The following is a 21055-nucleotide window of genomic DNA, read 5'->3' as shown; positions in this document are numbered from 1 at the left end:
GTTTATGAAGGACATGGAGTGAACTATGAAACTGAATACTCTTTTAATGACAGCCACTCTAGCAACTGCTTCTATGTTCACTGTGTCTGCAAATGCAGATAGTACAACACGCGTTGCTGCAGCTAGTGCATTAGGTAGTGTTGCAGGTACTGCAATTGGTAAAAACATGGGCGGTAATACCGGCGCTACAATTGGTGCCGCTCTTGGTGGTGCTGGTGGTGCTGCGGTAGCAAGTAATAAACGCAACCGTACAGAATCTGCTATCGGCGGTGCTTTAGGTGGTGGTACAGGCTATACTGTTGGTAAAAGCATGGGCGGTACAAACGGTGGTTACATCGGCTCTGCACTAGGTGCTGCTGGTGGTGCTGCTCTAGGTAATAAAATCTCTAAAGATAAAGCTTACGACAAACACCAAGAACGTAAATACAAAAAACGTTACCGTCGTCGTCACTAATTCAAAAATTAGTGAGTCCTTATTGAATAGTGAAAATAGCACCTTCGGGTGCTTTTTTATGTATCGCCTTTTTTCAAATGATAAATACAACTTTATTTATTGCACCTCATACATATGTAGATTTACCTTCTCTCCAACCAAGCCATCAATCATGTAGAAATAAAGTGCAAAATTTACATTGCAGCAACGGAACACGTATTTTATTTCACATCACGCTCCAAATATTCGCTATGTGTTTTCATATATTGATATCAACAGATAAACATCATGCTTCGTAAGGAGTTTAAAAATGAAAATTAATAAAATTCTATTCAGTGCAGCAATTGCCGCTTCAGCACTTACTATGACTGCAACACATGCAGGTAATAGCACCAATACTGCATTAACATCTGCTTTAGGTGGTGTTGTTGGTGCAGCAATCGGTAACCAAGTTGGCGGCCAAACTGGCGCAATGATTGGTTCAGCAATTGGTGGCGGTGCAGGTGCAGCAGCATCGGCAAACAAACGTGACCGTAATGGTGCCATCATCGGTGGTGCACTTGGTGGCGCGGGTGGTTATACCGTAGGTAAAAACATGGGCGGCACAAACGGTGGTTATATCGGTGCTGCACTTGGTTCAGCTGGTGGTTCTGCACTAGGTAAAAAAGTGTCTGAAGACCGTCGCTATGATGACCGTTATAATGGTCGTTATGATGATCGCTATGACCGTCGTTATAACAACCGTGGCTATCGTACCAATAATTATAGCTACAACGACCGAGGCTACCGTGGAGACAATGGTCGTCACTTAGGTTGGTACAAAAACGGTAAACGTTAATCGATATATTTCAATGGAAAAAAATCAGCACCTTCGGGTGCTTTTTTTGTATATAAAAAAAGTTTAGATATATCTAAAGTTGTCTTTTTACACCGCCCCACACCATATCGAATTTATTCGATATACATTAGGTATTTTATATCGTATTATTTCGATATAAAGATCTCTGAGAGAAAACATGCGTACTCTAACCGATACAAAATTTTCAGTACTTGAACTCGCACCTGTTCGAGATGATAAAACCATCGAATTTTCACTCAAACATGCACTCCAGTTAGCACAGAAAGCAGAACAACTTGGCTATGAGCGTCTATGGTTAGCCGAACACCACAATATGGATGGCATCGCAAGTTCTGCAACTGCGGTTTTACTCGGTTATCTCTTAGCAAATACACAATCTATCAAGCTCGGTTCAGGTGGGATTATGTTGCCCAACCATGCCCCTTTAGTTGTCGCTGAACAATTTGGCACACTTGAAACGTTATATCCTGGACGTATTGAACTCGGCTTAGGTCGGGCACCAGGTACCGACCAAACCACCATGCGCGCACTACGCCGTGGCCGTCAGGAAACCGAAGACCAATTTCCACAGGATGTCCTTGAGATATTGCAATACTTTAAAGCACCTGAGCCACAGCAGCGCATCATTGCCACACCGGGACAAAATACACATGTTCCAGTATGGCTTTTAGGTTCAAGTCTGTTCAGTGCACAACTCGCTGCACGTTTAGGTTTACCCTATTCTTTTGCTTCACATTTCGCACCACGCATGCTTGGACAAGCAATTCAGCTATATCGTGAGAATTTCCAAGCATCCGAATATTTAGATCAACCTTATGTCTCTATGGGCGTACCAACGGTTGTTGCTGAAACAGATGAAGAAGCAGAATATCTGGCAACAAGTGCTTACCAACGGGTTTTAGGTTTAATGCGCGGTCAAAGTTTAAAACTCAAAGCTCCAGTCGACAGTATGCAAGGCTTATGGTCTGCTGCAGAGAAGATGTCTGTTGATAATTTCTACGCTATGGGACAAGTCGGTTCAAATGCAACCGTTCGAGCAGGTTTAGAAAACCTACTCACCAAATATGACGTTGATGAATTTATTTTCACCTGCGACATTTACGATACCGATAAGCGCATTGAAAACTTCGAGCGTTTAATGCAAATCAAAAATGATCTCACTTAAGACTCTAAACTTAATGATCTAATCCAAGCGTTTAATCCGTCTAAAGGTAGAATTGTGATTGCGTCTTTTGTGGCTCTTTAGACGGATAGCAGTCAACAGATAATATGGTTTCGGCTAACAACGACCAAACCTGTACTTAAAAACCATCATTGCCTCAACGAAATAATTGCTTTACTCATTTTTATTGCTGTATAAATATTAAACATAAGCAAAACAAAGAGAAAAATAAGCAGATGAGCCAATATATTAATAAACCCACACCCGCATTTATCGCAGCAAGTTGGTGTGCACTGATCTTAGGCGCTGTGGTGTTTTGCATAGGTTTATTCAATGCAAATATGATGTTGAATGAAAAAGGCTTTTATCTCATTTTATTGCTTTATGGATTATTTTCATCGGTTTCACTACAAAAAATCATTCGTGACCGTTTAGAAGGAATGCATGTCACTGCAATCTACTTTGGACTGTGCTGGGTATCCGTCATTATTTGCCTCGTACTTCTTGCCATTGGTCTATGGAATGCTGAACTGGCATTAAGTGAAAAAGGTTTTTACATGATGGCTTTCCTAATGAGTCTGTTTGGTGCAGTTGCTGTACAAAAAAATATTCGTGATATGGACTATTTACGTACCCATACAGATCAACCCGAACTTAAACATTCAACCACGAGTCAGCTTGACTATAACTCATCAGATGATGAACCACTTTAAAACTCACAAAATTTATAGATCTCAAAAGCTGTTCATGCAGGTCGCTCATTGTTTTATCGATCTGCTTGAGCGGTTAATGAACTACAACGCATAAAAAAATCAGTTCACTCCTAGAAATGTATAAATGACAAGGGCCAAGCAAATCAATTCTAGACAAATTGTATGACTCATCAGACTGAAAAAACGCTTTACCCCGACTGGCCCATCACAGAATATATTCCTATCTAAGACTCAACTAAAAAAACAAAAGACAAGGAATAAATATGGCCAACAAGCAGGATGCAACCCACCATATTTTTAATAATCATCTAGAGGATTTTGAACACTTTCGTGGAACGATCATCAGTTCAGAACAGATCAAAGATTATGACTTTAAGAAGCAAAAAATCGCAATTATTGGGATAGATCAGCATGTGGTCTCTGAATTGCACCATCTATGTCAGGTTGCAGATAACATCATGGTCTATCAAATCAAACCGCAATTTGTCTTACCACGCACCGAACGTCTACTGAATAAATTAATCCAGCACCCACTGATTGCAAAAAATCGACGTTTATTTAGCAATCGTATTAAGAGTATTTTGGCGATTCGCTTTTTAGAAGATCAAGTGCCGAACCATTGGTTAAGACATTTACTCAGTCCAAATACCGCAATTCAGAACAAAACCTTCCTAAAATCTGATCATTATTATGCAGCATTACAGCAGCCAAACTGCATCTTAAATACTTGGCCAATTGCAAAAATTCAGAGTAATTCAATCACGGCTTTAGATGAGCATACGTTTGAGTGTGATGTCATTGTTCGCAGTGAATCTAACCAATCCAAAGAAAAGTAATGATATTGCAATTATTTTCACATGACATCTATTAAATTTTTGTGATTGATCAAAAATCACAATACCAAAAGCCATCTCTGGCGGCTTTTGGTAGCTCCCCTGCTATATTGGATACTTCAATTCGATAAGGCTAAAAATTCTTATAAACTCATAAATGAAAAATAGCTTTATCAGCTCTATTGCATAAATCATGCATCAGCACTACACCTGTAGATAGAGCGAGTTTATAGAGGTGTAACTTTGAAATAATTATGATCAATATAGCTATAAGAAGATTAGTCAAACCAATAATTTTTTCAGTGCTTATTTTTTTACACAGCTCTATTTACTCCTTAACTGTAAGTTGAAAAATTTATATTGATGCTTATGTTCAACCGATATTTACCTATATTGTTATCTATATTTAATAGGAAAATAACAGATTGAAATCCAGTTTAAATATCAATTTATATCGGAGTTTAGAGCCTGAATGTTATTAATTTGACTATTTTTCACCCACATCAATTAAATAAATGGTGCCATTTCTTTATATTTAGTATCCAAAAGCAACTGTTTGATTATTTTTTATTCTATTTTTTGCCTATTTTTTTAGCAGTTAAATCAGTATTATTGAAAAATTGATTAAATATTAAACCATATTAGCTAAATCTTGTATTTATACAACTCATATCAAGTGGATTATTCAGGCTTAATTCATAGATAAAAATACAGCAAAACACGGATTTTTATAAAAGATTTGTGCTGTCAATTTGGCCATATTTTATAAATTTTCAGCCAAAGAAATTCATCGAACTGGTACACAAATGAATGCAAAAATTGCTTAAAATTTAAGTCTAAATATTGAGGAAAATTTTCATCAATATCTTAAATATTTATCATTCATTAAAAGTATGACAAACCAGAAATTAATACTATTTTTATATAATTTATACAGTAATTTATTATCATCAGAAGAGCCACCAAAGTGGCTCAATTTACACTTAACCAATGCGACGCTTCAGTCCGGTCATTTGTAAAACACGTGTTGAAATTTCTTCAATCGACATTTCTGACACGTTTAAGTATTTGATTCCTTCAGAAATATAAATACCTTCAATCGCACGTAGTTCCATTTGGCACTGACTAAAACTTGCATAACGACTATTGGCCTTACGCTCTGAACGAATTGCTACAAGGCGCTCTGCATCAATCATCAAGCCAAACAACTTATGTTTGTGCTCACGTAAAACTGCAGGTAAACGATTGTCATCCAAATCTTCTTCTGTCAAAGGATAATTAGCTACACGAATACCAAATTGCAAAGAGAGATAGATTGAAGTTGGTGTTTTACCCGAACGTGATACTCCAATTAAAATTAAATCTGCTTTATCATAATGACGAGTACGTGCCCCATCATCGTTATCTAAAGCAAAATGCACCGCATCAATACGTGCTTTATAAGACTCAGAATCTGTTACTGCATGGGTCTGACCGACTAAAGTCGTAGGTGCAGTGCCCAACTCGTCAGACAATTTACTAATAAGCCCTTCAAAAACATCAAGATTTATCGCATTTGCAGTATTAATAATGTCACGTACATACGGGTCTACAAGGGTATCAAACACCAAAGGCTTTTGACCGTCTTGCTGCGCTCTAAGATTGATCTCTGCAACCACATTTGTAGCAGCTTCTTCAGAGGTAATATATGGAATAATATGAATGTCAAAATCTACATGAGGGAACTGTGCTAACAGTGAGTGTCCAAGGGTTTCTGCAGTAATCGCGGTACCATCCGAAACAAAGAAAACACTACGCTGAATCTGTTTACCTTCTGACATTAAAATTCTCCTCCAAAATTTGTCTTAGTGCTATATAATCTTTATAGTAAACCATCTTACATGACTGTCACTTAGTAAATTTAGAATGCTAAGTAATTTGTTATAATTTCATGCCAAGATAGTGATTAATACTGCAAAAGTGGAGTAACAACTTTGGAAGCGCGCGTAATTGGTCTAGAAAAATTAGGGAAACACGACGTAGAACTCGTGGGTGGTAAAAACTCATCATTAGGTGAAATGATCAGCCATCTAGCAAATGCTGGTGTATCTGTTCCTGGTGGTTTTGCTACTACAGCTCAAGCATATCGTGAATTCCTCGAGCAAAGTGGCCTAAACGCTAAAATTAACGCTGAACTTGCTGCACTCAATGTTGACGATGTAAATGCACTTGCTGAAACTGGTGCAAAAATCCGTCAATGGATTGTAGACACTCCGCTTACAGCTGAACTTGAAACAGAAATTCGTGAGGCTTTCACAGCTCTTTCAAACGGCAACCCTGATATTGCGGTTGCCGTTCGCTCATCTGCAACAGCAGAAGACTTACCAGATGCTTCATTTGCTGGCCAACAAGAAACTTTCTTGAACATCCGTGGTATCGACAACGTCCTTATTGCGATTAAAGAAGTATTTGCTTCACTTTATAACGACCGCGCAATTTCTTACCGTGTACACCAAAATTTCGCACATGACGTCGTTGCGTTATCTGCAGGTGTTCAACGCATGGTTCGCTCTGAAACAGGTGCAGCTGGTGTAATGTTTACACTAGATACAGAATCTGGTTTCCGCGACGCAGTTTTCATCACAGCTTCTTATGGCTTGGGTGAAATGGTTGTACAAGGTGCTGTAAACCCTGACGAATTCTATGTATCTAAACCACTTTTAAATGCAGGCAAACACGCTGTATTACGTCGTAACCTTGGTTCTAAACACCAAAAAATGATTTATGGTGAAGAAGGCGCTGCTGGTAAATCAGTGGTTGTTGTAGACGTTGAAAAAGCAGATCGTCAACAATTCGCTTTAAATGACCACGAACTTCAAGAACTTGCTAAACAAGCATTGATCATTGAAAACCATTACGGTTCAGCAATGGACATCGAATGGGCGAAAGATGGCGATGATGGCCAAATCTATATCGTTCAAGCACGTCCTGAAACTGTGAAGAGCCGCCAAAACGTGGGCACAATGGAACGCTACCTTCTTAAACAAAAAGGTAATGTTATTTGTGAAGGTCGTTCAATCGGTCAACGTATTGGTTCTGGTCGCGTTCGTATCGTGACTTCGATCAAAGAAATGGACAAAGTTCAAGACGGCGACGTACTTGTATCTGACATGACTGACCCAGATTGGGAACCAGTAATGAAACGTGCAGCTGCGATTGTCACTAACCGTGGTGGCCGTACTTGTCACGCTGCGATTATTGCACGTGAGCTTGGTGTTCCTGCAATCGTAGGTTGTGGTAATGCGACTGAAGTATTGACTGACGGTCAAGAAGTGACTGTTTCTTGTGCTGAAGGTGACACAGGCTTTATTTACGAAGGTGCTTTGGACTTTGAAATCCAACGTAATTCTATCGAATCTATGCCTAAACTTCCGTTCAAAATTATGATGAACGTAGGTAACCCTGACCGCGCATTTGACTTTGCTCAAATTCCTAACGAAGGTGTTGGTCTTGCTCGTCTTGAGTTCATCATCAACCGTATGATCGGCGTACATCCTAAAGCATTGCTTAATATTGACAGCCTACCACGTGAAACTCGTGCTGCTGTAATGTCACGTACTGCGGGTTATGCATCTCCTATCGAATTCTATGTTGAAAAACTAGTTGAAGGTATTTCTACACTTGCTGCAGCGTTTGCTGACAAACCAGTGATTGTTCGTATGTCTGACTTTAAGTCAAACGAATATGCAAACTTAATCGGTGGTAAGTTATACGAACCTGAAGAAGAAAACCCAATGCTTGGCTTCCGTGGTGCAAGCCGTTATGTGTCTGACAATTTCCGTGACTGCTTCGAACTTGAATGCCGCGCACTGAAAAAAGCACGTGACGAAATGGGCTTAACGAACATTCAAATCATGATTCCTTTCGTACGTACTGTTGCTGAAGCGAAACGTGTTATTGAATTGTTAGCGCTTAACGGTCTTAAACGTGGTGAAAACGGTCTTAAAGTGATCATGATGTGTGAACTTCCAACTAACGCATTATTGGCTGAACAGTTCCTTGAACACTTCGACGGTTTCTCTATCGGTTCTAACGACTTAACTCAGTTAACACTCGGTCTAGACCGTGACTCTGGTATCGTTTCTCACCTATTTGATGAACGTGATCCAGCCGTTAAAGCACTTCTTTCTATGGCAATCCATGCTTGTCGTAAAGCTGGCAAATACGTAGGTATTTGTGGTCAAGGCCCTTCAGATCACCCTGACCTAGCTAAATGGTTAATGGAACAAGGCATTGAGTCTGTTTCGCTTAACCCAGACTCAGTATTAGACACTTGGTTCTTCCTTTCTGAAGAAAAAGCTCAACAAGCTTAATAAACTGTGTTAAAAAAAGACCCACATGTGGGTCTTTTTTTTTATTTATACTTTTACAGACGTTTTTTGAGATTTTAGTTTTATGCAGATTTACTTGGCACGAAATAACCAACAAGCTGGTCCCTATACCTTAGAACAACTTAACCAAATGCTCGCGAGCCAACAAGTGTTACTCACGGACTTGGTTTGGCACCAAGGTATGACCGAATGGAAAGCTTTAGGTGAACTCACTCAAGGTCAGTTGGTTTATATGCCTGCAGGTTATATAGCACCGACAGCATTCGAATCAAATCAAACTACAACTACGCCATCAAATACCTACACACAACCTCAGGCTGTAAAATTGCAAACTAGCCTAGCAAGTATTCCTAAACGTGTTTTGGCTAAGATCGTTGATTTACTGCTTTGGATACCGGCAACTTTTATCTTAACGGCATTTTTTAATCCAAGTGAAAAGACACAATTTGCCAATCTAAATGAACAGTTTATGCAAGCTGTAATGACCCCAAATGCTGACCCTAATGTTTTACAAGCACTACAAACACAAATGGTTGAGATGTTTCCCAACCAAGCTTGGATTGCAATGTTTGCTTACCTCTTCATTATGCTTTTCATTCAAGCGTATTTGATTGCTAAATCTGGTCAAAGTATTGGTAAAAAAATCACCAAAATTAAAATCGTAGATGCCGAAACCAGCCAACCTGTCAACCTCATGCGTGGCTTCACTTTACGTAGTGTTTTATTTATTTTTCTGAACTTTTTATCGATGCCTTTAAGCGCAATCATTGATTCCGTTTTTATTTTCGGCAAAAAGCGTCAAACTTTGCATGACAAGTTAGCAAAAACCAAAGTAATAAACCAATAACTTTCACTTTTATTGAGGGATGAATTTCTCATCCCTTTTTTGTGCATTACATTGAAATTAAAATAAAATTCAGATAAAAAAAACACAATCCCGACCAACAAAATAGGGTTTTAATACAGTCATTTAAAGCATCTTTATGTATAGCTTAGTTTGCCGATATCAGGCATAATGCCCTACAACGTAGCGGTGTCACATCATTGTGAACTTTTTTTCATATCTGAAAAATCACAATCATGCGACACTTTATTCGCTATCCCAATTTTAAAAATTAGGGAATGGGACTCTTCACCGAGGTTGTAAAATGAGACAAACAATTTTAGCTGTATTGTCTTTATCTGCGATCGCTGCACTCTTAACTGGGTGTGGTGGTGATATGGTACTTCTAAACTCAAAAGGTCCAGTTGCTGAAGGTCAGTCAAACCTCATGCTTACTGCGATCTACCTAATGTTGTTGGTAGTTATTCCATCAGCACTTATGGCTCTTTGGTTTGGTTGGAAATATCGCGCGTCAAATAAAGATGCAGACTATGCACCTACTTGGGCACACTCGACTGCAATTGAAGTTGTAGTTTGGGGTATTCCCGTAATTATTATCGCTATTTTAGCTTGGTTAACTTGGTGGGGTTCCCACAAGTATGACCCTTACCGTCCACTCGAGTCAGATAAAGCTCCTTTAACTGTTCAAGTTATTGCTGAACAATTTAAATGGATCTTCATCTACCCTGAACAAGGCATCGCGACTGTAAACGAGATCCGCTTCCCTGAGAAAACTCCTGTAAGCCTTCGTTTAACATCTAACTTCACAATGAACTCATTTTTCATTCCAGCGTTAGGTGGTCAGATTTATGCTATGGCAGGTATGCAAACTCACTTGAACTTATTAGCTGATGAAACTAGTCCTGCTGAAGGCTTCCGTGGTTTCTCTTCTAACTATTCAGGTTATGGCTTCTCACAAATGCGCTTCCGTGCACATGCTGTGACTGATGCTCAGTTTGCTGAATGGGTTTCTGCTGTTAAAGCCGGTAATGGTTCTTCAGTTAATCCTGAAGCGGTTCAAAAAACTGTTTTAGACCAAGCTGAATTTGCAACCTTACGTGACGGCAACCGTTCTAAACACCAGATCGAAGTTTTAGTTGCCAAAGCAACTACTCCTGAAGAGAAGGCTCTAGCTGAAGCAATGAAGCCTTACCCTACTAAGCCACACCCAGTGACTTACTATTCTTCAGTTGAACCTAAATTGTTCGAATCAGTGATTAACAAATACATGAGCAACTACCACGGTGCTGATCATACAGCTACTGTTGGACACGAAGCTGCTGCTTCTGAAGCTCATGCAGGCGTTGAACATGCGACTGTTGCAGGGGAATAAGACATGAGCTTATTAGGTAAGTTAGGACCAGATGCAATTCCACACGACCCAATCGTGTTGGTTACTGTTGCAATGATGATCCTTGGCGGTATCGCAATTGTTGCTGGTATCACCTACTTTAAAAAATGGGGCTACTTGTGGAACGAATGGTTCACATCTGTAGACCATAAAAAAATTGGTATCATGTATATCCTCGTGTCAATTGTCATGCTTGTGCGTGGTTTTGCCGATGCGATTATGATGCGTCTTCAACTGTTCCTTGCAAAAGGTGGCGGTGAAGGTTACTTACACCCAGAACACTATGACCAGATCTTTACTGCCCATGGCGTAATCATGATCTTCTTCGTAGCAATGGGTCTAGTTGTTGGTTTAATGAACGTTGCTGTACCACTTCAAATTGGTGCACGTGACGTAGCATTCCCATTATTAAACTCTCTTAGCTTCTGGTTATTCGCCGGCGCTGCGGGCTTGATGATGGCTTCTCTTGCAATTGGTGAATTCGCTGCAACAGGTTGGATGGCTTACCCTCCACTTTCTGGCATCGAATACTCTCCAGGTGTAGGTGTAGACTACTATATCTGGGCACTTCAGGTTTCTGGTCTAGGTACGCTTCTTACTGGTGTTAACTTCTTCGTTACCATCATCAAAATGCGTGCGCCTGGCATGAAACTTATGGACATGCCTATTTTCACTTGGACTGCATTAGTTACTGTAGTGCTTATCGTTGCAACATTCCCAGTTTTGACTGCGACTATTGCAATGCTTTCACTTGACCGTTACTTCGGCTTCCATTTCTTTACAAATGACATGGGTGGTAGCCCAATGTTGTATGTAAACTTGATTTGGACTTGGGGTCACCCGGAAGTTTACATCTTGGTATTACCAGCTTTTGGTATTTACTCAGAAGTTACTGCTGTGTTCTCACGCAAAGCGTTGTTCGGCTACAAATCTATGGTGTACGCAACTGTAGCAATTGGTGTTCTTTCACTAGTTGTATGGGTTCACCACTTCTTTACAATGGGTGCTGGTGCCAACGTTAACGCGTTCTTCGGTATCATGACCATGATCATTGCGATCCCTACTGGTGTGAAAATCTTCTCTTGGTTATTCACCATGTACAAGGGCCGCATCACCTATACAACTCCAATGCTTTGGACACTTGGCTTCCTTGTGACTTTCGGTATTGGTGGTTTAACAGGCGTATTAATGGCAGTTCCACCAGCGGACTTCTTAGTACACAACTCTTTATTCCTTATCGCTCACTTCCATAACGTAATTATTGGTGGTGTAGTGTTCGCGATGTTCGCGGGTATCATTTTCTACTGGCCAAAAATGTTTGGTTGGAAATTGAATGAAACTTGGGGTAAAGCAGCGTTCTGGTTCTGGTTCTTCGGTTTCTACTTTGCATTCATGCCACTTTATATCCTTGGTTTCATGGGTATGACTCGTCGTTTGAATACATATGACAACCCTGAATGGGATCCGTACTTAGCGATCGCTTTATTTGGTTCTGTATTGGTTGCTATCGGTATCTTCTGTTTTGTTATGCAAATCGTTGTTGGTTTCCTTCAACGCAAAGACAACATGGACGTTACTGGCGATATCTGGGATGGTCGTACTCTTGAGTGGGCTACTTCATCTCCTTCACCATTCTATAACTTTGCTTATCTTCCAAAGATCAATGGTATTGATACTTTCTGGACTGACAAAGAAAATGGTGTTGCTTACGCTAAGCCAACTACATACGAAGACATCCATATGCCTACAAACCGTGCGGCAGGTTTCGTAATTGCAATGTTTATTACAGTTATGGGCTTCGCATTAATCTGGCATATCTGGTGGTTAGTCGTTGTAACTTTCATTGCTTCAATTATCAGCTTCATCGTTTCTTCTTTCACTAAGAAAGTGGACTACTATGTTCCAGCTGCAGAAGTTGAACGTATTGAAAATGAACGCTACGCGCTTCTTGAAAAACATTTGAAGAAGGACTAAGACAATGGCTGAAGTACTTCATCACGACAACCACGGACATGACGAACATCATCATCACGATGATACTGACATCACTGTCTTTGGTTTCTGGACTTACTTGATGAGTGACTTGGTTCTTTTCGGGACACTCTTCATCGCGTTCGCTGTATTAAGTAGCCACGTTCCAGTGGGTACGCCAAGTGCACAAGAGCTGTTTGGTGAATCTTTAGGTTTCGTTTTAACTGAAACTTTCGCCCTTCTTATCTCTTCTGTAACTTTTGGTTTTGCTGTTCTTGCAGCATACAAGAAAAATGTTGGTCAAGTTTTAACTTGGTTAGCAGTTACTTGGGTATTTGGTGCAGCCTTCATTGGCATGGAACTTTATGAGTTCAATCATTTAGTTCATGCTGGTCATGGCCCAAGCACAAGTGCGTTCTTATCTGCGTTCTTTACTTTAGTTGGTACGCACGGTATTCACGTAACTTCTGGTTTGGTATGGATGCTTGTGTTGATGTTCCAAATCAAGAAATATGGTTTGACACTTCCAAACACTCGTCGTCTTGCTTGCCTAAGCTTGTTCTGGCACTTCCTTGACATCGTTTGGATCTGTGTATTCAGCGTTGTTTACTTGATGGGAGTTATCTAATGAGTCACGATCATAACTCTGCTGGTGCAGCTCACGGTAACGTTAAACAATATACAATCGGTTTTATCCTTTCTGTTCTACTTACCGTAATTCCATTCGGTATGGTAATGGCAGGTGGTTTTAGCCGTGGTCTATTGGTTGCCGTAATCGCGATTACTGCGGTTGCTCAGGTTCTTATTCAGTTAGTTTACTTCCTGCATATGAACTCTTCTTCAGAGCAACGCTGGAACGTGATTGCATTTGTTTATACAATCCTCACAATTGCTATCCTTTTAGTAGGTTCTGTGTGGATTATGAACTACCTTCACTTCAACATGATGATCTAAACTGGTCGTCATGCTGAAAAAGTATTTATTCCTGACTAAACCAGGAATTCTCTTTGGTAACTTTGTTACCGCTTTGGGTGGCTACTTTGTAGCTGCCCAAGGTTCTGTAGATTTCCTTCTGTTGCTTCTTACCCTCTTAGGCACCCTCTTTGTGGTCGCTTCTGGTTGTGTTGTCAATAACGTTATTGACCAAGACATCGACTCAAAAATGCAACGCACACAAAATCGTGCGATGGTAAAAAAATCAATCTCGATTCCTGTTGCTTTAGTTTTTGCTTTAGTTTTAGGTGTAATTGGTTTTAGCATTTTATGGTTCTGGGTAAATGCTTACGCTTTTCTTTTTGCTGTTATTGGTTTTGTCGTATACGTTGGTTTTTACAGCTTATGGACAAAACGAACAACAATCCATCAAACCATTATCGGTAGTCTTTCTGGCGCAGCGCCACCTGTAATCGGGTATACGGCTGTTGCAAACCAGTTTGATTTAGGTGCATTACTGATTTTTATTGGTTATGCATTTTGGCAAATGCCTCATTCTTGGGGAATTGCTGTTTACCGATTTGATGACTACAAAAATGCAGGTATTCCAATTTTACCTGTAGCTCGTTCAATTCACCGTACCAAAGTTGAGTCTTTGGTTTATGTGTTTTTGTTCTGCATGACCATGAATGGTTTATTCTTTTTTGGTTATGCAAATTGGATTTATATGATTGTCCTGAATGCCTTAAGTCTGTATTGGATTTATCTGACCATTCAAGGATTCAAAGCTGAAGATGATCAAATTTGGGCAAAACAATATTTCATGTTTTCAGTCAAATTGATCACAGTGATTAGTTTAATTTTTAGTTTCACTTCCACTGCCCCTCTAAAGCCAATTGTATTTTTTTAAAAAGATAGAGTTTTACTCTATCTTTTTTTATTTCTAGGCATCTTCAATGCAAAGCAAAAATTTAAGTCGAAATACTGCTATACATACTAAAACTGTTTTAACGCTGATTCTCCCTATATCCACCCATGTACAATAGATTTCAGACAAGTACAAAAATATTTCATATTCGTATTAGCATTCAAATCGATATCTACAATCAAATATGACAAAAGATCTTTAATTTAAATCAAATTTATATCATTACAACGTCTATATGATCGTAACTCATCAAATACAAGATAAGCTCCCCGCAATTAAAAACATATCTCCTATTTTACAATCTGCATCCGATTCTAGCTGTGTATTAAAGATAGTCATTAAACCACAAAATAATTAAGCCTTTTTAGGTGTATGCCTTGTATTTCAAACCTAAACGCTCTAAAATTCACGCTTCGCAAATTTTGCGACACAACTTTGGTTGTGACTCCTTGCTTCAATCAATTAACGATTGGGGCTGCCTAAACCGTAAGGAGCTGACAATGCGTCACTACGAAATCGTACTATTGGTACATCCAGACCAAAGCGATCAAGTTGTGGGTATGGTAGAACGTTACCTAACTCACATCAAAGAAGCTGAAGGTCAAATTCACCGTCTTGAAGACTGGGGCCGTCGTCAATTGGCTTACCCAATCAACAAGATCCACAAAGCTCACTACATTCTTATGAATGTTGAGTGTGGTCAAACTACTCTTGATGAGCTAGAAGAATTGTTCCGTTATAACGATGCAATCATTCGTAGCCTTATCATCCGTCGTGAAAACGCTATCACTGAAGAGTCACTATTGGCTAAGAGTGCTGAAGAAAAACGTGCGCGTAAAGCTCAACGTGAAGAAGCACAACAAGCTCAAGACTCTGCTGAAGCATAAGGAGAACATAACATGGCACGTTTTTACCGTCGTCGCAAGTTCTGCCGCTTTACAGCTGAGAACGTTACGTACATCGACTACAAAGATATCGACACTTTAAAACAGTACATCACTGAAAACGGCAAGATTGTTCCTAGCCGTATTACAGGTACTAAAGCTCGTTACCAACGTCAATTAGCGCTTGCTATCAAACAAGCTCGCTACTTGTCTTTGATCCCTTACACTGACAATCATAAGTGAGGTTGAGCTGTGGATATTATCTTATTACAACGCATTAAAAACCTTGGTAAATTAGGCGATAAAGTTTCAGTTAAAGCTGGTTACGGCCGTAACTTCCTTATCCCTCAAGGTAAAGCAGTTGCTGCTACTGAAGCTAACACTGCTGCATTTGAAGCTCGTCGTGCTGAACTTGAGAAACAAGAAGCTGAAGTATTAGCTGCTGCTCAAGCACGTGCTGACCAATTGAACGAAGTTAACATCGTGATCACTGCTAAAGCTGGTGACGAAGGTAAACTATTCGGTTCTATCGGTACTCGTGACATCGCTGACGCGTTAACTAATGCTGGTCTTGTTGTAGACCGTGCAGAAGTTCGTTTACCAAATGGTGCGCTTCGCAACACTGGTGAATTCAACATCGCAATCCAATTGCATCATGATGTTGTTGCAGAAGTTCTAGTTACTATCGTAGCTGAGTAATTTCTTGCAAAGAAAAGAGCATGCTTACGCATGCTCTTTTTTTATCTGTAAAAAATAGTGCTCCAACTTTTTTATATTTTTAACTCTTCATTCAATTCAATGTATGACGAATTAATCGGAAATACTTGTTCGCATTTCTGTAGAAAACGCCTATCATTTCAGTTCAATGAAGAGTTGAAAAAACTGTAATTAGCACCCATTTCCATCACATTAAATGGTTTCAGCATCAGGGATTTTTATGTCACAGGCGAATGCCAGCAAGCCAAACTCTACGCCAACAGCAAAAACCACAGAACAAAGTTCGTTGAAAGAGTTTCGTACCCCACCCCATAACCTTGCGATTGAACAAGCCGTGCTTGCTGCACTGATGACCGTTGCAGAATCTTTTGAGCAAGTGGGTGATGTACTGACTGAAGCTGATTTTTATGCGACCCGTCATAAATATATTTTCCGTGCCATCGATCAACTGTCAAAAGATAGCTCACCTTATGATGCGGTCTTGGTCAATGACTGGCTGATTAAACAAAACTTGCTCGATGCAGCTGGTGGCGAAGAATATCTGATGCAACTCATGTCAGATTCACCTTCAAGTTTCTATAACCTTGAAACGTATGCTGCAAAAATTAAAGAATTTTCCACTTTACGCAGCATGATTAAAGTCAGCTCAGAAATTTTACAAAATGCCTATGACACCAAGGGTCGTACGGTCAGTGAAATTTTAGATCTCGCAGAAACCAATATTTTCTCGATTGCCGAGCAACACAACAACAACGCCAAAGCACAAGGCCCTAAAGCTATTAACTCTGTCGTTGCTAGTGTTTTTGATAAGTTGAATGAACTTTCACAAACTGAAGGCAGTATCACGGGTTTAACCACTGGATTTGTTGAACTAGATAATAAAACCTCAGGTATGCAAGCAGGCGATTTGATTATTGTGGCGGCCCGTCCATCGATGGGTAAAACCACTTTTGCCATGAACTTGGTTGAAAGTGTGCTGTTTAATAATAACCTGCCCGCTCTAGTTTACTCTATGGAGATGCCCGCGGACTCGATTGCGATGCGTTTGATATCCTCGTTCGGTCGTGTACATCAAGGGCATTTGCGTGCAGGTAAAATGGATGCTGATGAATGGTCAAAAGTGACCAGTACTATTGTGCATCTACAAGAAAAGAATTTGTATATCGATGACTCATCTGCACTACCGCCAACGGAAGTACGTGCCCGTGCTCGACGAATTGCCAAAATGCACGGCGGTAAACTTGGCTGTATCATGGTCGATTACTTGCAGCTTATGAAAGTACCCGGTATGGGCGATAACCGTGTTGGCGAGATCTCGGAAATTTCCCGAAGCTTAAAAGCACTGGCTAAAGAAATGCACTGCCCAGTAATTGCACTGTCACAGTTGAACCGATCACTGGAAAACCGTCCTAATAAACGCCCAGTGATGTCCGACTTACGTGAATCGGGTGCAATCGAGCAGGATGCCGATTTGATCATGTTTATTTACCGCGACGAGGTTTATAACAAAGAGTCTAAAGAAGCAGGTACTGCAGAAATTATTATTGGTAAACAGCGTAACGGTCCAATTGGTACTGTGCGTCTTGCCTTCGAAGGTCAATACACCAAATTTAGTAACCTCTCCCCTGAGTTTTATGCTCAGTATGATGATGAAGAGTAAAGACTCTTTATCATCCATTAATTCATCGACCCTGTAGGAGTATTTAGGGTGCGCCAAGCTACAGTTTATATTGATCAACAAGCACTTCAATATAATTTAAACCGTGTCAAACAACTTGCCCCAACCGCTAAAATTGTAAGTATGGTGAAAGCTAATGCTTATGGACATGGAGTTAAAGACTGCTTAGCAGCCTTAAAAGACAGTGATGCCTTTGGTGTTGCCTGCCTAGAAGAAGCCTTAGAAATTCGTGAACTGGGTTATGAACAGCCAATTACACTCATTGAAGGGATTTTTTCAGATGATGAAATGCAAATTATCATCGATAAAAAAATTGAATGTGTGGTGCATCATCAGCAACAACTAGATTGGTTACGTGAGCATAAAGATGCTTATATCGCTCAAGGTCTGAAAGTTTGGGTTAAACTCAACAGCGGTATGAACCGTTTAGGTTTTAAAGTGCCTGAAATTATTGATGTTATCAATGCATTAAAGGCGGAAGGTTTTACTTGCGTACTGACTATGCATTTTGCCAATGCTGACGCAGAAAATCATCCACTAAATGACCAACAACGTGAACAATTTTTACACGTAAAAGAAGCCTGTGCGCCAATCATGGGTTCGTGCTGTAACTCAGCTGCAATTTTCAAATGGCCAGAACTGAATTTTGATTTTGTTCGCCCAGGCATCATGCTATATGGCGCAACACCTTTTTCAGATCGTTCTGTAGAAGTGTTAGATCTTAAACCGGTGATGACGTTTACCGCTGAAGTCATAGCTCTAAATACCATTCAAGCTGGTGAATCTGTGGGTTATGGATCGACTTTTGTTGCAGAGCAAGAAATGAATCTTGCGATTGTCTCGATTGGTTATGGGGACGGATATCCACGTGCCTTCCCTAAACAAAACTATGTATCTATTCAAGGACAGAAAACACGTGTGATTGGTCGTGTTGCAATGGATATGATTGCGATTGATATCACTGGTATGAATGCACCAATAGGCACTGAAGTTGAGCTTTGGGGTAAAGACCGTTTAGTTGATGACGTTGCAGAAGCGAACGGAACCATTGGCTATGAATTATTATGCCGTATGAGTGCGCGCCCTGTACGTAAATTAGCTTAATTAGCCAAATCAAAAAGCCCAGATCAAATCTGGGCTTTTTTTATCTCGCTTTTTTTATTCGCTTTTTAAATTGATCTATTCGTTGATCAAATCGTTATTGAAAATAGTCAGCTGTTGGTTTTGCCAATTCGATTAAGCCCTGACGCAATGCTTCTGACCAGCCTTTACTGATCATGGTGAAGTATGGGTCTTCTTCATAAATGCGCTTACCATTTGGTATTTCTAAACTGTCCTTTTTATAAACCAAAGCATCTAAAGGCATACCTACAGACACATTCGAACGTATCGTTGAATCAAAAGAAATTAAGCTACAACGCATTGCTTCATCGAGTGGCATATCGTAACGCAAAGTTCGGTCAAGTATCGGCTTACCATATTTACTTTCTCCAATTTGAAAATATGGGGTATCCGGTGTCGCACAAATAAAATTACCTTGCGGATAGATATTATATAGCTGCATATCAGCGCTACCAATTTGACCACCTACTAATAAACTACAGTAATAATTACTTTGTTCTAAAATATCTGAGGTGACATCAGAGATAACTTTTTTTAAGGTATGCCCGACCAATTCAGCCACTTCGAACATCGTATTTACACTATATAAATTCGGCTCTTGTTTGACCTCTAGCTGATTTTGTAAATGCCCGATGACCGCTTGTGTAGTAGCTAAATTCCCAGAGGTTTGGATGGTAATAAATCGCTCACCCGCAATACCAAAGGTATAAAGTTTACGAAAAACTGAAATATGGTCAACTCCTGCATTTGTACGTGTATCACTGACAAACACCATGCCATCTTTTAATCGTAATGCACAACAATAGGTCATTTTTATCCCTCAAATGATTAACAACTCAACACTTGTACAATTGAGCTCATTGACTCAGTACCACCTTTATCACGAACACCTCGAACAGGAGCTACATCCCAATAATCCCGCCCAATCGCGATATAAATATGTGATTGTGGTGTAAATAGCTGATTACTGACATCAAAACAATACCATTTATTTTCGATATAGACTTCTACCCAAGCGTGACTGGCAAGGTGGCTACTATTCGGTACAAATAAATACCCAGAAATATATCGTGCAGGAATACCCAAATAGCGGCACATTGCGATCATAACATGACTATGATCCTGACATACCCCTTGCTTATAATGAAAAGCATCTATTGCAGAAGTACGTACAGATGTCTGATTCGAAACATAGGGAATATGCGTCAAGATCGCTTCAGCCAAACGAATCAGATTGGCACGATTGATACGAGGGACATAACAATCGGCAAAACTTTTCATGTGAATATCGCACTGCGTACTCGGCGTTGGCTGTAAAAAAAATTTCGGGTTTAAATCATCCGCATTTGAATCATTTGAACTCAAATTCATCTCTACGATGCCCTGCGCCATAATGGTCATTTGCAGATAAGGTTCGCGCTGCGTTGTGGTCAACCACACATTACCAAAAGTATCCAATTGCATATCACGTTGCCCCGGCACACTCACATCCCAATTTTGCACCTGTTGATGCGCATTAGTAGATGGGGTCATTTTGATATATTGAATGCTTCTGCTAACCACATCAGTGTAAACATAATGGGTCTGATGGTTGATCATGAGCCTCATACAGCCACCTCAAACATATTTTGGATATGATCACTGAAATGGTAAAAATTTTGGCTATTCGGTTGTTGCTTTAGTGCCTGCCATGCCTCTTGCACGCTTTCCCAGCCAAACTGAACCAAAGCGATTACGATATGTTCAATCTTCGCTAGGGTGTATTGAATCTCCTGCTGCATGCGTAACTGGCGATCAAGCTGCTCTATGGCTTGTCCTAAACTAAAAAATAAAAATACATCTTCAGATTCGGACTCTAAAACATCTTGGCAATCTGTTACCACGTCACAGATATAAACCGGGTTATCACTCGCATTACGAATTAAACGGCTGAGTTCTGCATAACTTTTTGCTGAAAGTACACCCCTTAAATCCTGAATATTACTTTGTGCATATTGAAATTGGCTGGAAAATGACGCCGGCTGCTCCGCATTTAAAACCAATTCATTCATTGAGTCGGCATCAAATGCTGGTAAACAAAAAGCATGTGCATAGTTCAATGCTGTATCGACATCTTGAAATGGAAAAATACTGCATAAATATTGAGTACGTGCTAAATAACGTCCCAGCCAAAATATATGTTCTGCATTACTGTTTAATAAAATCATGTTTTGCTCCT

21 protein-coding genes are annotated in these 21055 nt (G+C 39.9%); 17 read left to right on the top strand and 4 right to left on the bottom strand.

What is annotated here, in order from left to right; genetic code table 11:
* Positions 1-25: 25 nt before the first annotated feature.
* The 5 genes from FTV50_RS03435 to FTV50_RS03415 all read left to right on the top strand — a co-directional run bounded on the left by FTV50_RS03435 (position 26) and on the right by FTV50_RS03415 (position 4003).
* Positions 26-454 carry a glycine zipper domain-containing protein gene (locus tag FTV50_RS03435; protein WP_078193959.1) on the top strand — a complete coding sequence of 143 codons (429 nt, stop codon included), beginning with the start codon at positions 26-28 and terminating at the stop codon, positions 452-454.
* A gap of 289 nt (positions 455-743) precedes the next feature.
* The gene (locus tag FTV50_RS03430) at positions 744-1271 is read left to right on the top strand and encodes a hypothetical protein (protein WP_168377731.1); all 528 of its coding nucleotides are present in this window, start codon (positions 744-746) and stop codon (positions 1269-1271) included.
* Positions 1272-1449: 178 nt separating this feature from the next.
* Positions 1450-2457 (top strand): LLM class flavin-dependent oxidoreductase, encoded by a 1008-nt coding sequence (locus tag FTV50_RS03425; protein WP_180023507.1) that lies wholly within the window; start codon positions 1450-1452, stop codon positions 2455-2457.
* A 233-nt stretch (positions 2458-2690) separates the two neighbouring features.
* Positions 2691-3167, top strand: a complete 477-nt coding sequence (gene yiaA / locus FTV50_RS03420) for an inner membrane protein YiaA (protein ID WP_180023506.1) — start codon at positions 2691-2693, stop codon at positions 3165-3167.
* A 263-nt stretch (positions 3168-3430) separates the two neighbouring features.
* On the top strand, positions 3431-4003 hold the full coding sequence (locus FTV50_RS03415; protein ID WP_180023505.1) for a flavoprotein: 573 nt from the start codon (positions 3431-3433) through the stop codon (positions 4001-4003).
* A gap of 980 nt (positions 4004-4983) precedes the next feature.
* On the opposite strand, the gene FTV50_RS03410 is transcribed toward FTV50_RS03415, so the two are convergent.
* On the bottom strand, positions 4984-5820 hold the full coding sequence (locus FTV50_RS03410) for a pyruvate, water dikinase regulatory protein (protein ID WP_078193964.1): 837 nt from the start codon (positions 5818-5820) through the stop codon (positions 4984-4986).
* Positions 5821-5973: 153 nt separating this feature from the next.
* Between FTV50_RS03410 and ppsA the strand changes: the two genes are divergently transcribed.
* From ppsA to alr, 12 genes are all read left to right on the top strand, one after another.
* On the top strand, positions 5974-8352 hold the full coding sequence (gene ppsA / locus FTV50_RS03405; RefSeq protein ID WP_111884281.1) for a phosphoenolpyruvate synthase: 2379 nt from the start codon (positions 5974-5976) through the stop codon (positions 8350-8352).
* A gap of 82 nt (positions 8353-8434) precedes the next feature.
* Positions 8435-9217 (top strand): RDD family protein, encoded by a 783-nt coding sequence (locus tag FTV50_RS03400; RefSeq protein WP_180023504.1) that lies wholly within the window; start codon positions 8435-8437, stop codon positions 9215-9217.
* A 301-nt stretch (positions 9218-9518) separates the two neighbouring features.
* Positions 9519-10586 (top strand): ubiquinol oxidase subunit II, encoded by a 1068-nt coding sequence (cyoA, locus tag FTV50_RS03395; RefSeq protein WP_078193967.1) that lies wholly within the window; start codon positions 9519-9521, stop codon positions 10584-10586.
* Between the two features lie 3 nt (positions 10587-10589).
* Positions 10590-12578: a cytochrome o ubiquinol oxidase subunit I gene (gene cyoB, locus FTV50_RS03390; RefSeq protein ID WP_078193968.1), complete on the top strand. Its 1989-nt coding sequence runs from the start codon at positions 10590-10592 to the stop codon at positions 12576-12578.
* Between the two features lie 4 nt (positions 12579-12582).
* Positions 12583-13203, top strand: coding sequence for a cytochrome o ubiquinol oxidase subunit III (cyoC, locus tag FTV50_RS03385; RefSeq protein WP_078188581.1), 621 nt, complete (start codon positions 12583-12585; stop codon positions 13201-13203).
* Positions 13203-13529, top strand: a complete 327-nt coding sequence (locus tag FTV50_RS03380; RefSeq protein WP_078188582.1) for a cytochrome o ubiquinol oxidase subunit IV — start codon at positions 13203-13205, stop codon at positions 13527-13529. Before cyoC ends, FTV50_RS03380 begins: the two co-directional genes overlap by 1 nt.
* A gap of 10 nt (positions 13530-13539) precedes the next feature.
* Positions 13540-14418 (top strand): heme o synthase, encoded by an 879-nt coding sequence (gene cyoE, locus FTV50_RS03375; RefSeq protein WP_180023503.1) that lies wholly within the window; start codon positions 13540-13542, stop codon positions 14416-14418.
* Positions 14419-14936: 518 nt separating this feature from the next.
* Positions 14937-15323, top strand: coding sequence for a 30S ribosomal protein S6 (gene rpsF / locus FTV50_RS03370; RefSeq protein WP_004696436.1), 387 nt, complete (start codon positions 14937-14939; stop codon positions 15321-15323).
* A 12-nt stretch (positions 15324-15335) separates the two neighbouring features.
* Complete coding sequence (gene rpsR / locus FTV50_RS03365; protein WP_004278792.1) at positions 15336-15563, top strand: 30S ribosomal protein S18; 228 nt, start codon at positions 15336-15338, stop codon at positions 15561-15563.
* 9 nt (positions 15564-15572) lie between these two features.
* Positions 15573-16019, top strand: a complete 447-nt coding sequence (rplI, locus tag FTV50_RS03360; RefSeq protein WP_078188585.1) for a 50S ribosomal protein L9 — start codon at positions 15573-15575, stop codon at positions 16017-16019.
* Between the two features lie 238 nt (positions 16020-16257).
* Complete coding sequence (dnaB, locus tag FTV50_RS03355; protein ID WP_078188586.1) at positions 16258-17697, top strand: replicative DNA helicase; 1440 nt, start codon at positions 16258-16260, stop codon at positions 17695-17697.
* Between the two features lie 48 nt (positions 17698-17745).
* Positions 17746-18819, top strand: coding sequence for an alanine racemase (gene alr, locus FTV50_RS03350; protein ID WP_180023502.1), 1074 nt, complete (start codon positions 17746-17748; stop codon positions 18817-18819).
* Positions 18820-18913: 94 nt separating this feature from the next.
* On the opposite strand, the gene FTV50_RS03345 is transcribed toward alr, so the two are convergent.
* The 3 genes from FTV50_RS03345 to FTV50_RS03335 are packed head-to-tail and all read right to left on the bottom strand — an operon-like array spanning position 18914 to position 21044.
* A complete protein-coding gene (locus FTV50_RS03345) occupies positions 18914-19648 on the bottom strand; it encodes a proteasome-type protease (protein WP_180023501.1) in 735 nt (244 codons plus the stop codon).
* 17 nt (positions 19649-19665) lie between these two features.
* Positions 19666-20445 carry a transglutaminase family protein gene (locus FTV50_RS03340; protein WP_180023500.1) on the bottom strand — a complete coding sequence of 260 codons (780 nt, stop codon included), beginning with the start codon at positions 20443-20445 and terminating at the stop codon, positions 19666-19668.
* Positions 20442-21044: an alpha-E domain-containing protein gene (locus FTV50_RS03335; RefSeq protein ID WP_180023499.1), complete on the bottom strand. Its 603-nt coding sequence runs from the start codon at positions 21042-21044 to the stop codon at positions 20442-20444. Before FTV50_RS03335 ends, FTV50_RS03340 begins: the two co-directional genes overlap by 4 nt.
* Positions 21045-21055 lie beyond the last annotated feature (11 nt).

Origin of the sequence: Acinetobacter sp. YH1901134, from assembly GCF_013416965.1 — a bacterium.
Classification (GTDB): domain Bacteria; phylum Pseudomonadota; class Gammaproteobacteria; order Pseudomonadales; family Moraxellaceae; genus Acinetobacter; species Acinetobacter amyesii.
This window is presented reverse-complemented; position numbering and strand designations above follow the sequence as displayed.

What these genes read in the sequence shown, in the direction of transcription:
- cyoA (WP_078193967.1), top strand. Translation starts at nt 9,519, where the DNA reads ATGAGACAAACAATTTTAGCTGTATTGTCTTTATCTGCGATCGCTGCA.
- cyoC (WP_078188581.1), top strand. Translation starts at nt 12,583, where the DNA reads ATGGCTGAAGTACTTCATCACGACAACCACGGACATGACGAACATCAT.
- yiaA (WP_180023506.1), top strand. Translation starts at nt 2,691, where the DNA reads ATGAGCCAATATATTAATAAACCCACACCCGCATTTATCGCAGCAAGT.
- FTV50_RS03345 (WP_180023501.1), bottom strand. Translation starts at nt 19,648, where the DNA reads ATGACCTATTGTTGTGCATTACGATTAAAAGATGGCATGGTGTTTGTC.
- cyoB (WP_078193968.1), top strand. Translation starts at nt 10,590, where the DNA reads ATGAGCTTATTAGGTAAGTTAGGACCAGATGCAATTCCACACGACCCA.
- FTV50_RS03415 (WP_180023505.1), top strand. Translation starts at nt 3,431, where the DNA reads ATGGCCAACAAGCAGGATGCAACCCACCATATTTTTAATAATCATCTA.
- FTV50_RS03340 (WP_180023500.1), bottom strand. Translation starts at nt 20,445, where the DNA reads ATGAGGCTCATGATCAACCATCAGACCCATTATGTTTACACTGATGTG.
- FTV50_RS03335 (WP_180023499.1), bottom strand. Translation starts at nt 21,044, where the DNA reads ATGATTTTATTAAACAGTAATGCAGAACATATATTTTGGCTGGGACGT.
- FTV50_RS03400 (WP_180023504.1), top strand. Translation starts at nt 8,435, where the DNA reads ATGCAGATTTACTTGGCACGAAATAACCAACAAGCTGGTCCCTATACC.
- rpsF (WP_004696436.1), top strand. Translation starts at nt 14,937, where the DNA reads ATGCGTCACTACGAAATCGTACTATTGGTACATCCAGACCAAAGCGAT.
- FTV50_RS03430 (WP_168377731.1), top strand. Translation starts at nt 744, where the DNA reads ATGAAAATTAATAAAATTCTATTCAGTGCAGCAATTGCCGCTTCAGCA.
- dnaB (WP_078188586.1), top strand. Translation starts at nt 16,258, where the DNA reads ATGTCACAGGCGAATGCCAGCAAGCCAAACTCTACGCCAACAGCAAAA.
- cyoE (WP_180023503.1), top strand. Translation starts at nt 13,540, where the DNA reads ATGCTGAAAAAGTATTTATTCCTGACTAAACCAGGAATTCTCTTTGGT.
- FTV50_RS03380 (WP_078188582.1), top strand. Translation starts at nt 13,203, where the DNA reads ATGAGTCACGATCATAACTCTGCTGGTGCAGCTCACGGTAACGTTAAA.
- rpsR (WP_004278792.1), top strand. Translation starts at nt 15,336, where the DNA reads ATGGCACGTTTTTACCGTCGTCGCAAGTTCTGCCGCTTTACAGCTGAG.
- FTV50_RS03435 (WP_078193959.1), top strand. Translation starts at nt 26, where the DNA reads ATGAAACTGAATACTCTTTTAATGACAGCCACTCTAGCAACTGCTTCT.
- FTV50_RS03425 (WP_180023507.1), top strand. Translation starts at nt 1,450, where the DNA reads ATGCGTACTCTAACCGATACAAAATTTTCAGTACTTGAACTCGCACCT.
- FTV50_RS03410 (WP_078193964.1), bottom strand. Translation starts at nt 5,820, where the DNA reads ATGTCAGAAGGTAAACAGATTCAGCGTAGTGTTTTCTTTGTTTCGGAT.